Source organism: Hwangdonia lutea (assembly GCF_032814565.1).
Lineage (GTDB): Bacteria > Bacteroidota > Bacteroidia > Flavobacteriales > Flavobacteriaceae > Hwangdonia > Hwangdonia lutea.
Genome location: NZ_CP136521.1, coordinates 273,478 through 287,738, shown reverse-complemented (window position 1 = coordinate 287,738; position 14,261 = coordinate 273,478). Strand labels below are relative to the sequence as shown.

Genomic DNA, 14,261 nt, shown 5'->3' with positions numbered 1-14,261 from the left:
AAGTTAAACAATAATCTAAAATTAGTTATAAATTTTTTATTAAATTTTCAATAGAATTAAACACGTTTACTTTTTCAGGCAGGTTAGATAATTCTACTGAGGCGAGTTTTGAGCCTAAAACCATAAAACTAGATGGCCTATTTTCCAAGAGCAATTTATTAAATTTATTTAGATAATCTTCAATGGTTTCTGCTTCAGGATATATGGTAAAATAGGATATAAACGTAATGTCGTCAAAAAATTCGTGTAAATCTTTTAAGCTATCCATAGGCACGCTTTCGCCAAGAAAAATAGTATGGTAACCTTTACTTCTTAATTGATAATTTATAAAGAGCAAGCCAATATCATGTATTTCGTTTTCAGGTAAAAACAGAACAAATGTTTTAGAATTAGGTTTGGGTTCCAAGCTTTGCAGTCTTTCAATGTTTATAAGAATTTTTTGCTTGATGTGATTGGAAATAAAGTGCTCATTCGCTGGGGTAATCGTGCTTGTTTGCCAAAGTAAACCAACGTCGTTTAACAAAGGTAAAAACACCGTGTAAAATATATCGCTAAAGGTTTTGTTTTCTATAAGGTTATTGTATGTATTGTAAAAAAGAACCTGATCAAAGTTAATCATCGCCATTTTAAAGGCATTAATGGCATGGTCTTCCACTTGGGCTCTCGATGCAATTTCTCTAACTTTAATTGGTATTTCCTCTTCTTTTAAACTGGCAATTTTAGATATTTTTAGCCCATTGTTGTTTAAATAAGAGATGTTTAACAGTTTCTGTAAACTGTTTAAACTGTAGTTTCTAATGTTGGTTTCGGTTCTATTTGGACTGAGTAAATTATAACGCTTTTCCCAAATTCTTATAGTATGGGCCTTTATACCAGTAAGATTTTCCAAATCTTTTATGCTGAAGTTGACCTGAATATTGTTCATTTATAATTAATTTATGTTAAACAAAAATAGAAATAAAAATTAATAAACAGGTGGAATTAAACGAAATACTTAAAAAGAGAATTGTTTTTGAAGTAAAAGTGCGCACGAGAAGATTCGAACTTCCACATCCTAAACGGATACTGGCCCCTCAAGCCAGCGCGTCTACCAATTCCGCCACGTGCGCATAATGAAGATTGCAAAAATAAAGAAAGTAAAGCGAATAAACTTAACTTTTTTGAGTCAGATTTCTTAAAAAAATTTAAAAAAATAGCTTCAATCAATTTAAAGAATATTATAATTGCTGTATTAATTTTTTAATTACGTTGAATCTTGTCAACATAAATTAAAACAAACTATGGGGTTTAAAAAAGTAAGTCTTAAAGATATTTCAAAAGAATTAGGGGTGTCTCAATCATTGATTTCATTTGTTATGAATGGTAAAGCAAAAGAAATGCGCGTAAGTGATGCCATGGTTGAAAAAATACTAAAGAAAGCAGATGAAATGGGCTATAAAGCCAATCCCATGGCCCAAGCTTTAAGAACAGGAAAATCGAATACTATTGGGCTTATAGTAGCCGATATTTCTAATTCATTTTATTCTAAAATAGCTCGTAGTATTGAAGATGAGGCAACCGAACATGGGTATCATGTGATTTTTGGAAGCTCGGACGAAAATGATAAAAGATCTACCGAGTTGATCAATTTATTTTATGATAAAAAGATAGATGGCCTAATTATATCTCCAGCAAAGGGAGATCGGGATAATTTAATGAAGTTACAAAACAGTGGTTTTCCCATTGTATTAATAGATAGGTATTTTTCTGAAAATGAAAGTAATATCGTAGTGGCCAATAATTTGTCTGGATCTTACGAGATTGTAAAGAGGCTAATTAAAAATGGTAATAAAAAAATAGGGTACATTACCCACGGAACGGATTCTTCGGTGGTAAGATACAGATATCAAGGATATGTTAAAGCACTTAAAGAGTTTGAATTAGAACTCAATCACCAAATAATTAGAAAGGTTTCCCATATTAATAATGAGCAAGAAATTGAAACTAATGTGAAAGATTTAATAGAGAACCACGATATTGATTCGATTTTTTTCTTTAACAATACCATGGCTATTGAAGGCGGTAAGATTATTAGAGAATACAACAAATCTAGTGGTAGAAATTTAGGAATTGGCTGTTTTGATAGTTCCAGATATTTGGAGCTGTTAGGGATTCCTTATGTATCGGCAGTTCAACAAGTTGAAAAATTAGGGGAAGTTTCAATGAGGTTATTAATGCGTCAAATTAATTCAACTTCGCAATTAAATGAAAAAAAAGTTTTAACCGCAAGACTTATTGATAAACTTGGCTAAAATAGAGCGATTTGCTTTATTTTAGAATTATTGAAAAGTTACTAATTTTTATTTTGTTAATATTTTCATTAGGATATTAACAAATAATTACATAGTATTGTAAGCTAAATGGATTTAGCATTACGTTTTTATTTTTTTTATAAAAGAACAATCAATAATGATTTTTTTATATTTTAACAAGCTAAATCGATTTAGCAACAGTATTAACCAATCGGAGGCCATCAAACTCCTCATTAACTAATTTAAAACCATACTTCGTATGAAAAAACTTAAACTCTGCAGGTTTCTTTTATTAAAAAGGCCTAACAAACAATTAAAAACCAGTTATTTGATACTGGTATTAGTGTTTGCTACATGTAATATGTATGCAAATGTTAATTTGTTGCCCTCTTTAGGAGATGGCGTTGCTGAAAATATTTTTCAGGACGTTATTATTACGGGTACAATTACCGACAAGAACGGAGCGCCATTACCAGGTGCTAATGTATTAGCCAAGGGAACTTCAGTGGGTGTAGTTTCTAATTTTGATGGCGACTACACAATAAAGGTACCAGACGGTGTAACAACCTTAGTTGTTTCATTTATTGGTTTTGCCGATCAAGAAATAAACATTAATGGAAGAACAGAAATCAATATAACATTATTGGAATCTGCTGAAGGGTTAAATGAAGTTGTGGTTACCGCTTTAGGTATAAAAAGGTCTAAAAGATCTTTGGCTTATTCCATTACAAAAATTGATGGTGATGATTTTACAGAAACACGTGAAACTAACATCGCAAATGGGTTGGCAGGCAAGGTAGCTGGTGTAAGTGTTACCAAACCAGCTTCTGGACCTGGGGGTGCCTCGCGTGTAATTATTCGTGGAAACTCTTCGCTTACAGGAAATAACCAACCGCTTTATGTAGTTGATGGAATACCTATTGATAACACCAATAGAGGTACTGCTGGAGAGTGGGGCGGATCAGATGGAGGCGATGGTATTGGTAACTTAAACCCAGACGATATCGAAACCATGTCTGTGTTAAAAGGTAATTCTGCCGCTGCACTATATGGCTCTTTAGCCTCAAATGGGGTTATTCTTATTACAACTAAAAAGGGGAAAACCAACCAAGGGCTTCAAGTAGAAATAAACTCGAACTATGTTTTTGAAGAAGCGATAAATCATCTAGATCCCCAAACCGAGTACGGTCATGGACTTTTAGGACAAAAACCAACAACACAAACCGAAGCCTGGGACGCTGGAGAGTTCTCTTGGGGTGCCAAATTAGATGGCTCTAGCGTTATTCAGTTTGATGGGGTGAGCAGACCTTATTCTTATTCTGGAGATAATTTCGATAAATTCTACCGCACCGGTAGTACATTTACAAATACCATAGCATTAAGTGGTGGAGCGGAACGCTTAGGATACAGGTTTTCGGCTTCAAATATGGAAAACGAAAGTGTTATGCCAAATTCTGGAATGAAGAGACAAACGTTTAGTATGAACATGCATGGAAGTGCATTAGATGACAAACTGTCCTTTCAAACCAGTGCGCAATATATCTTTCAAAATGTTAGAAACAGACCACAATTGGCAGATTCTCCATACAACGCGCATTACAGTGTGTGGCAATTACCGGTAACAATCAATGTTTTAGATTTAAGAGGCGATCCAGACCGTTTAGGGGCTAACCCTGAAGATGCCACAGATTTATACGGTAGTACCATGGGGCAAAAAGGTTATGAGTTATTGCCAACTAGCTCCATTTGGTTTCAAAATCCATATTGGGCAGCTTATCAACAAACCAATAACATTGGTAAAAATCGTATCCTTGCGAGTGCTTCGCTTCAATATGAAATTAACGATTGGGCATATGTTAAAGCCAGAGGTGGTGTTGATCAATTCGATCGTATAACAGAAGATGTTTTTCCAACAGGAACGGGACACAACTTAACTGGTGGCATGAATCAAGGCCAGTTAAAATATAAACAATCTAATTTTGATGTCATGGTAGGTTCAAGCCATGAATTCGATAATGGTATTGCCTACGATTTCTTAGCAGGAGCCAATAAAATGCGACTACAAGAAAATGGTACTTACGCTTACGGTAATAACTTTGCCTTACCATTTTTCTATTCCATAGCAAACGGTATAAATAATGGTGGTAGTAGTTCTTTTGCTAAATTAGGGTCACATTCTGTTTACGGTCAGGCCGAAATATCATACAAGAACTGGTTGTTTTTAACAGGTTCGGCAAGAAATGATTGGTTCTCGGTGTTAGACGGTAGAGATATTTTCTATCCTTCTGTTGGGGTAAGCGCCGTTTTATCAGATGTGCTTAAATTGCCGGAAGCTATAAATTATGCTAAAGTAAGAACCTCATGGGCCCAGGTTGGTGGTGTAGGCGATATTAACGCGTACTCTTTAAACCAAACTTACAGCTTAGGTCGAGCGCAATTAGGTATCCCGAGAGGTGCCATTACAAGTGGCTCAGTAAGAAATGCCAATCTTAACCCATTATTGGTAACAGAGTTAGAGTTAGGTTTTAATTTGCAGTTTTTTAATAACAGATTAGGTGTAGATTTTTCATACTACGACAAAAAAACCGAGGATGATATTTTAAGTGCTGGTATTTCTTATACCTCAGGATACAGCTCTACCATTGTAAATATTGGTGAACTGTCTAATAAAGGTGTCGAGTTGTTATTAACCGGAACTCCAGTAATGACAGACAACTTTAAATGGGATGTGTCCTTTAACATGGGCTACAATAAAAGTGAAGTAGTTAGTTTGGTTGATCCTGAAAATGACGAAGAGCGATTTAATATAGGGTTAAGTAGAGCAAGACATGCATGGGTAACCCATATTGAAGGCATGCCTTTTGGGCAAATTACAGGTAGTGTATATCTTAGGGATTCTAATGGTGAAATAGCATTGGATGCCAATGGACTGCCACAAGTAGATACCGATGCCGGTACCGTGGCCTTTGGCACAGGAGTACATCCTTTTAATGCCGGCTTACAAAACAGTTTTAGATACAAAGACTGGCGCTTAAGCTTCTTAATTGACATGAGGGATGGAGCCGTAGGACATAGTGGTACCAACCAGCAATTATATCGCAGAGGGGTGCATAAAAACACCTTGGTAGGTAGAGAAACCGGAATTGGTGGCCGGCCAGCAAGCGAGATTAGAAATTATTATACTAAAATATTCAATGATATTGCTGAAGAATTTATTTACGATGCAGGGTTTATTAAATTAAGAGAACTTTCGCTTGGTTACAATGTACCTTCAAAATTTTTGGAAAAAACCTTTATACGTAAAGCAAGTATCTCGGCAGTAGGACGAAACCTTTGGTTAATACACTCAAATGTAGATAATATAGATCCAGAATCTAGTTATAATGCCGGTAATGCCCAAGGATTAGATTTCTTTGCCATGCCACAGTCAACCTCGTTTGGGTTTAATGTGAATCTTACTTTTTAGTAATAATTAAATAAATAAATAGTATTATGAAAATAAATAAAATCAACATAAAAATTGCATATTTTTTCATGGCAGTTATGGTTTTTTCTATCACATCATGTGCAGATGAACTAGCTGAATTGAATGAAGACCCAAATGCAATTCAAGATCTACCCTATGGTCTTCAACTCACAGAAGTACAATTAGATGCAGCTGGTGGTCGTTACGAAATGCGAAGAGTCGCTTTAGGATGGGGCATATCGGCCATACAGCAGTTGGCAGATGTTAATATTGCTACAAGTTTATTGCCAGGAGATAAATACATAGACTTTATAGATTATAGCTATGCGTTATACGACAGGTACTTTATACAAGAATGTAAAGATGTGGTCGATTTAGTTGCTCGTACCGCCGATGATCCAGAGGCAACAAACTACAATGCTATGGCACGTATATTAAAAGTAATGTCCTTTCACAAAGTAACTGATATGTATGGCGATATTCCATATTCTGAAGCTGGGCAGGGGTTTATATCCAATACTTGGTTTCCCGCTTACGATAGACAACAAGATATTTATACCGATATGCTTAACGAACTTGAAGCTGCAGCTGCTCAGTTAAGTGTTTCAGCCGAAAATCCGGGTTCACAAGATGTTATATATGGCGGTGATATTACCAAATGGAAAAAATTAGCGTATTCTATGATGCTAAGATTAGGGTTTAGACTAGTAAAAGCTGATCCGGCGGCATCAGAATCTTGGGTAAAAAAAGCTATCGCCGGCGGTGTCATGACAAACCTTGACGATGTGGCTAAAGTAGAGCACGAAATAGGCGGAGTTACAAACCCCATTGGAGAAGCTTTTTTAGTCGATAAATTCATGAGACTAAGTGATACCTTTGTAAGCTGGATGCAAGACCACAACGATCCAAGATTAGATATTCTATCTTGGGTAGAATCTGGCGGTTCACACCAAGGCTTACCAAACGGATTAGACCCTACTACACTGGCATCAAGCGGTCCGGCAGGGGGAGACCTTTTAGATTATTCGCAGGTTAATCCAGCGTTGGTACAACGAGACTCTCCATCCATGTTTATTACCTATGCCGAAGTAGAATTTATGCTAGCCGAGGCTATTGTTCGCGGATGGCATACCGGCGATGCAGAAACCCACTATAATAATGGGGTGCGTGCCGCCATGGCAAACTGGGGCTTTTATGGTGTTGCTGCACCTAGCACTGGTGATGTTGATGCGTATTTAGCAGCCAATCCTTATGATGCTGCAAATGCTTTGGAAGTGATAGGCGAGCAATATTGGGCAGCAACATTCTTAAACCCATGGGAAGGTTTTTCTAACTGGAGACGTGTAGAGTTCCCCGTTTTAACGCCAGTTAATTATACTGGAAATGCTACAGGCGGAACTATCCCAAGAAGGATGAAATACCCAATTGTGGAGTTTAGTGTAAATGGCGACAACGTAAATGCAGCCATCGCAAATCAAGGCCCAAATGAGTATACTACCAGAGTTTGGTGGGATAAAAATTAAATAATTGGATTATAAAAATAAACCGTCTTTTTTTCATACTTAAAGACGGTTTTAGTTAGTTTTTTAGAATTAGTTTAAAAAAGGTAGACCTTACCAATAGATCTGCCTTTTTTTTTAGAATTTTCATGCTAAACCAATCAAAATATTTGCTAACTAGCTTTTTGAATAAATTGCCTTTTGTTGTAGATTTATCAAACCGTATAAAATAATTATAGCTTCTATAAATGAATGTCATATTTAAAAATAAAACAGCCTATTTGATCGCGCTAATCGCATTTACCAATACTATTTTAAATTCTCAGAATTTTAATGGCGATATTAAAAATAATACGCTTTTTGAATTAAAGAAATCATCGAGTACCGGGATATCTTTTAATAATGCAATCGAAGATACTCCAGAAGCAAATGTGTTAATCTATGAAGCCTTTTATAACGGTGGCGGTGTTGCTATTGGCGATTTTAATAATGATGGGTTACCCGATATTTATTTTGCCGGAAATCAGGTGGAAGATAAGCTTTATTTAAACCTAGGCGATTTTAAGTTTAAAGACATTACTAAATCTGCAGGAATTTTAAATCGAGGTGGATGGTCAACAGGTGTGAGTATTGTTGATATTAATGGCGATGGATATAAAGATATTTACGTTTGTAAAAGTTTATACGACGACAAACCGCATTTAAGGATAAACGAATTATACATAAATAATGGCGATTTAACTTTTACCGAATCGGCCGCATCTTATCGAGTTAATGACCCTTGGAGAAGTATGCACGCTAATTTTTTTGATTATGACAAAGATGGCGATTTCGATTTGTTTTTAATCAATCAAGCTCCAAACCCTTCCATGTTATCCAACTTAAAAGGAAAAAATTGGTTAGACCCAAAATTGACTTACCGATTTTTAAAGAATAGCAATGGCATTTTTGAAGAGGTTACCAAAACCTCCGGATTGGAAAATGTAGGCTATGGGCTTAGTGCCGTTACCGCAGATTTTAATAATGACGGTTGGCCAGATTTATATGTAGCCAATGATTACGAAGGCCCCGATTTTTTATACATTAATAATCAAGACGGAACCTTTACCAATAAAATAAACGAGTATTTAAGTCATATTTCGTTTTTTAGTATGGGCACCGATGTTGGCGATATTAATAACGATGGGCTTTTAGACCTCGCTGTTGTTGATATGGTTGCAGAAGACAACTTTAGGATAAAATCAAATATGTCGGGAATGAATCCCCAAGAATTTTGGAATATCGTTAATTTAAACGGCCACTATCAATATATGTACAACACCATTCAATTAAACAGAGGCTTAACCAAAACCAACGATTTGCTATTTAGCGATGTGGGTCAAATTATGGGCGCTTCCAGTACCGATTGGAGTTGGTCGCCAATATTTGCCGATTTTGATAACAATGGTTTTAAAGACCTTTTTGTTACAAACGGAATAAAACGCGATGTTAGAAATACCGATGCTTTAAAAAAGATAGATGAGTATTTAAATGAATTATCAGAAAAACATCCATCAAAAAATCTTGTAAATAATGTGCCGGAATTAAAAAAAGTGGTTTCAATTGAAAAAATGCTAGGATTTTTCCCAGCACAAAAACTACCAAACTATACCTTTAAAAACAACGGCGATTTAAAATTCGAAAAAGCCAGCAAATCATGGGGCTTAAATCAAAATTCTTTTTCGTCTGGTGCTGCTTATGGCGATTTAGATAACGATGGCGATTTAGATTTAGTGGTTAATAATGTAGATGATATGGCGTTTGTTTATGAAAATAATTCAAATAAAATATCAAAAAACAATTACCTCAATATAAAATTTAAGGAGGGCAATAAACACAAAAGTTTCTTTGGCACTCGGGCAACCGTTTATTACAATGGCAACCAACAAGTAAGCGAATTAACTAGCGCCAGAGGGTTTTATTCCAGTAGCGAAGATATCATTCATTTTGGTTTAGGGGCTGTTAAAAAAGTAGATAGTCTGGTTATAAAATGGTACAATGGCGATCGGTCGGTTATTAATAAAATAAAGACCAACCAAACACTTGTTTTGGATAGAGCGGACTTAAAATCGTTACCCGATTTAATTACAAAAGCACCAACAAATACGATTTTTGAAGACGTTACTGAAGCACTGAACATGAGCCACTATCATAAAGAGAATATTTTTGATGATTATGAAAGAGAAGTGCTCCTGCCGCATAAAATGTCGGTTCTCGGACCAAGTTTAGCGGTTGGCGATATTAATAATGACGGGAGAGAAGACTTTTTTGTTGGCGGTTCTGTGGGAGAAAATGGCAGTTTTTTCACCCAGAACGAATCTGGGAAGTTTTCGCCATTAAGCGATGAGTTTTATAAAAGTTACGTGTACCACGAAGATATGGGAGCATGTTTGTTTGATGCCGATTTAGATGGCGATTTAGACTTGTATGTTTCAAGCGGAGGTAACGAATACGATGCAGGCAACGGTTTGTATCAAGATAGATTGTATCTTAACGATGGCTCAGGGAAATTTACATTAACCAAGAATGTTTTACCAGAATTACGGGCTAGTGGCGGAAAAGTAATTCAAGTGGATTATGACAGCGATGGTGATATCGACCTCTTTGTTTGCGGTAGGCAAGTACCGGGAAAGTACCCCGAACCGGCTGAAAGTTATTTGCTTAAAAATAAATTAAAAGAAACCGGAACATTAAATTTTGAAAAAATTGTTAATGACGATTTTAAAAAACTGGGCATGGTAACCGATGCTAATTGGACGGATTATGATAACGACAATGATTTGGATTTGATTGTAGTGGGAGAATGGATGCCCGTTACAATTTTTCAAAACAACAAGGGACAGTTTAAAAATATCAATTCTAATCTTTCAGGTACCACGGGATGGTGGTACAGTATAGCATCGGCGGATATTGATAACGATGGTGATGAAGATTATATTATTGGCAACTTAGGTTTAAATTATAAGTATAAAGCCAGCATTGACGAGCCTTTTACCGTGAACTATGGCGATTTCGATCAAAATGGTAAAAACGATATTGTTTTGGGCTATTATAATTATGGCGAACACTATCCGTTAAGAGGACGCTCGTGTTCCAGCCAACAAATTCCCGATTTAAAAAAGAAGTTTAAAAGCTATAACGAGTTCGCAGGAGCCAGTTTAGTGGATGTTTATAGTTCCGATTTATTAAATCAATCCTTGGAATATAAAGCCAATACATTCAGTAGTATATGTCTTGAAAACTTGGGTAATGGCAAATTTAAAATCCATGAATTACCCAGAATGGCTCAACTGTCATCTATCAACGGAATTGTTATTGACGATGTGGATAACGATGGCAAAAAAGATGTAATCATAGCCGGTAATATGTATGGATCGGAAGTTGAAACCCCTCGAAACGATGCAAGCGTAGGCCTGTTTTTAAAAGGAAATGGCGACTGTACTTTTAACGAGGTTGCCATGCAAGAGAGTGGTTTAAGCTTGCCTTATGATGTGAAAAAACTAAAAACCATTCATATTAATGGTAAAAAACATCTGATTGTTGGCATTAATGATGGCCCTATAAAAATAATTAAATACGAGTAAATCCTATAAAATGCATAAGAGTCGCTTCATCATATTAACTGTTTATTTTTTAGTATTGTTTTTTGTTGGTTTTAAAGGTTATTCACAAGAAAACGAGCCATTGTTCACCTTACTTTCAACGGAGCAAACCAATATAGATTTTAACAACACCATTGAAGATAAAATTGAGCACAACATCTTAATTTATTCCAACTATTACGGTGGTGCCGGTGTTGGTGTTGGTGATTTTAATAACGATGGTTTACAGGATGTTTTTTTCGCAGGAAACTTAGTTGGCGACCGTTTATATGTAAATAAAGGGGAGTTTCGGTTTGAAGATATAACACAATCTTCAGGCATTACGGATAACGGCGGTTGGTCTTCAGGCGTTATTATTGGCGATATTAATAATGATGGTTGGCAGGATATTTACGTAACTAGGGAATTATATGATGGCAACCCAGAAATCCGAAGAAATAAATTATATATAAATACCTCCAAAAACCAAACAAACGGGAAAATAACTTTTAAGGAATCATCAAAAGCCTATGGTTTGGATAATTCTGAAAGAACACGGCACGCCACTTTTTTAGATTACAATAAAGATGGTTTGTTAGATGTGTTTTTGCTTAATCAACCACCCAATCCAGGGAATTATTCAAACATGTATTATGTTGACAGAAAGCAAGAACGATTTTCTCCAAGGTTGTTAAAAAACAATGGAAACGAAACGTTTACAGATGTCACCTCAAAAGCAGGACTCTTAAAATTAGGCAATGCCAATAGCGTTTCGGTTTTTGATGCCAATAACGATGGTTGGCAAGATATTTACTTAGCCCACGATTTTAAAGCTCCCGATGCACTTTACATAAACAACAAAGACGGATCATTTACCAATGTTGCCGATGAATCGTTGCGCCATATTTCCTATTTCAGTATGGGCGTTGATGCCGCAGATATCAATAATGATGGCAATCTCGATGTTATGGTTTTGGATATGGTTGCCGAAGACAACTACCGTATTAAATCGAATATGAGTGGTATGAATCCGCAGTCGTTTTGGAACATTGTAAATAGCGGTGGCCACTACCAATACATGTTTAATACTCTGCAACTCAATCAAGGGGTTTTTTCTAACACACCACAGTATAGTGATGTGGCTCAATTGGGAGGCGTGTCGAGTACCGATTGGAGTTGGTCAAATGTCATGGCAGATTTTGATAACGATGGCTTTAAGGATATTTACGTAACCAACGGGTTGTTTCGGGATATTAGAAATACAGATTCCGATAAAGAAGTTGGAAAATATATTACCAAAGTAGCCGATGATTTTGTAAAAAACAACCCTACAGCCGGCGATGTCACCCTTTGGGAAATATTAGATTTAGAGGAAGCACTTAGTCTCGTACCTTCAGTAAAAATTTCAAATTATGCTTTTAAAAATAAAGATGGATTAACTTTTGATAAAGTTTCGGAGGACTGGGGATTGGACCAAAAAACATTTTCAGCTGGTTGTGCTTATGCCGATTTGGATAATGATGGCGATTTAGATTTGGTGGTAAATAACGTGAATGATGTAGCTTCCATTTATAAAAACAATCGCAACGAAAAACCCAACAATTATTTTTTACGGGTGGCGCTCACAAATACAGAATCTAATAAACCGTTAATCGGGTCGAGGGTTGAAATTACTCAAAATAACACAACACAGCTTTACGAATTTACAAGCGTAAGAGGCATGTATTCTTCAAGTGAGCAAGTTGCCCATTTTGGATTAAATGATAATAGTAGCATTGAGACTTTAACCATTACTTGGCCAAATCAACAACAAAGTATTTTAACAAATATTAAACCAAATCAGCTGTTAACTATAGATTTTGGTACAACTAAAAAAGCCGATCAACCAAAACTACAGCCTAAGCAAACTCTATTTACCGAAACCCATAATTTTAATCACATTCACAAAGAAAATATTTTCGATGATTTTGATAAACAAGTTTTATTGCCTCACAAGCAGTCTCAATTTGGTCCTGCATTAGCGACAGGCGATGTTAATGGCGATGGATTGGAAGACGTATTTGTTGGAGCGGCTACGGGTTATCCCGCTACCTTATATGTTCAAAATAAAAAAGGTTCATTTAAAAAAGCCGTTCAAAATTCATTTTTAGAGGATGCGAAATTTGAAGATATCGATGCCTTGTTTTTAGACATTGATAACGATGGCGATATAGACTTATATGTGGTAAGTGGAGGCAATGCCTGGGAGGCCAATTCAAAGCACTACCAAGATCGTGTTTATTTAAATAACGGAAAGGGAAAGTTCACTTCTTCTAAAAAAACACTGCCAAAATTTACAGAAAGTGGTGCTTGTGTACGTGCCTTTGATTATGATAACGACGGTGATTTGGATTTATTTATAGGTGGCCGACATACCCCATGGGATTATCCGTCGCCAACAAATAGCCGCATTTTAAATAATGAAAAAGGTGTTTTTAAAGATGTTACTAAATCAATCGCTAAAGACCTTTTAAAGATCGGTATGGTTACCGATGCGGTTTGGATGGATTATAATAACGACGGGCTTACAGATGTCATTTTAACAGGCGAGTGGATGCCCATTACGTTTATTAAAAATACCGGCGAATCATTTGTAAAGGATGTTAGCAATAATGGATTATCAAATTCAGAAGGTTGGTGGTACAGCATTGCCGCAAGCGACATGGATAACGATGGCGATCTCGACCTAGTTGCTGGAAATCTAGGATTAAACTATAAGTACCAAGCCACAGAACACGAACCTTTTGAAGTCCATTATGACGATTTTGATGATAATGGGCATAAAGATATTGTATTGAGTTACTATAATTTTGGCGAGCAATTTCCGCTAAGAGGTAGGTCCTGCTCATCCCAACAAGTACCAAAAATCGCCAAAGAAATTAAAACTTATAACTTATTTGCATCGTTAAATCTTAAGGATGTTTATGGCGAATCTAAACTGGCAACAGCCCTACATTATCAGGCTAAAACCTTTGCTAGTGCTTATATTGAAAACAAGGGCGATGGTAGCTTTAAATCTACACCACTTCCAAATGAAGCCCAGTTTTCTAATATAGACGGTTTTATTTTAGAAGATTTTGATGAAGATGGCCATAAAGATATTTTATTTGTTGGCAATATGTATCCGGTAGAGATTGAAACTACCAGAAACGATGCCGGTGTTGGCCTTTACTTAAAAGGAGACGGAAAAGGTAATTTTAAGGCCATCAATGCAAATGAAAGTGGTTTTTTTGTATCTGAGGATGCCCAATCTATGGCTAAAATTAAAGTGAAGAACAACACATTGGTAATAGTGGCCATTAACAATGATTCGTTAAAGAGTTTTAAATTAAATGCGAAATAAAAA

Annotated in this window: 6 protein-coding genes and 1 tRNA gene; 5 read left to right on the top strand and 2 right to left on the bottom strand. The window is 36.0% G+C overall.

The window, feature by feature from the left end; translation table 11 throughout:
- Nucleotides 1-25: 25 nt before the first annotated feature.
- A complete protein-coding gene (locus RNZ46_RS01235) occupies nt 26-925 on the bottom strand; it encodes a MerR family transcriptional regulator (protein ID WP_316983574.1) in 900 nt (299 codons plus the stop codon).
- A gap of 99 nt (nt 926-1,024) precedes the next feature.
- Nucleotides 1,025-1,109: transfer RNA gene (locus tag RNZ46_RS01230), tRNA-Leu, on the bottom strand.
- A gap of 171 nt (nt 1,110-1,280) precedes the next feature.
- Here RNZ46_RS01230 and RNZ46_RS01225 point away from each other — a divergent pair.
- From RNZ46_RS01225 to RNZ46_RS01205, 5 genes are all read left to right on the top strand, one after another.
- Nucleotides 1,281-2,291, top strand: coding sequence for a LacI family DNA-binding transcriptional regulator (locus tag RNZ46_RS01225; RefSeq protein WP_316983573.1), 1,011 nt, complete (start codon nt 1,281-1,283; stop codon nt 2,289-2,291).
- Nucleotides 2,292-2,619: 328 nt separating this feature from the next.
- A complete protein-coding gene (locus RNZ46_RS01220) occupies nt 2,620-5,757 on the top strand; it encodes a SusC/RagA family TonB-linked outer membrane protein (RefSeq protein ID WP_316983572.1) in 3,138 nt (1,045 codons plus the stop codon).
- Nucleotides 5,758-5,783: 26 nt separating this feature from the next.
- The gene (locus tag RNZ46_RS01215; RefSeq protein ID WP_316983571.1) at nt 5,784-7,280 is read left to right on the top strand and encodes a SusD/RagB family nutrient-binding outer membrane lipoprotein; all 1,497 of its coding nucleotides are present in this window, start codon (nt 5,784-5,786) and stop codon (nt 7,278-7,280) included.
- A 257-nt stretch (nt 7,281-7,537) separates the two neighbouring features.
- Nucleotides 7,538-10,879 (top strand): VCBS repeat-containing protein, encoded by a 3,342-nt coding sequence (locus RNZ46_RS01210; RefSeq protein WP_316983570.1) that lies wholly within the window; start codon nt 7,538-7,540, stop codon nt 10,877-10,879.
- 10 nt (nt 10,880-10,889) lie between these two features.
- Nucleotides 10,890-14,258, top strand: coding sequence for a VCBS repeat-containing protein (locus tag RNZ46_RS01205; RefSeq protein ID WP_316983569.1), 3,369 nt, complete (start codon nt 10,890-10,892; stop codon nt 14,256-14,258).
- The last annotated feature ends 3 nt before the right edge of the window (nt 14,259-14,261 follow it).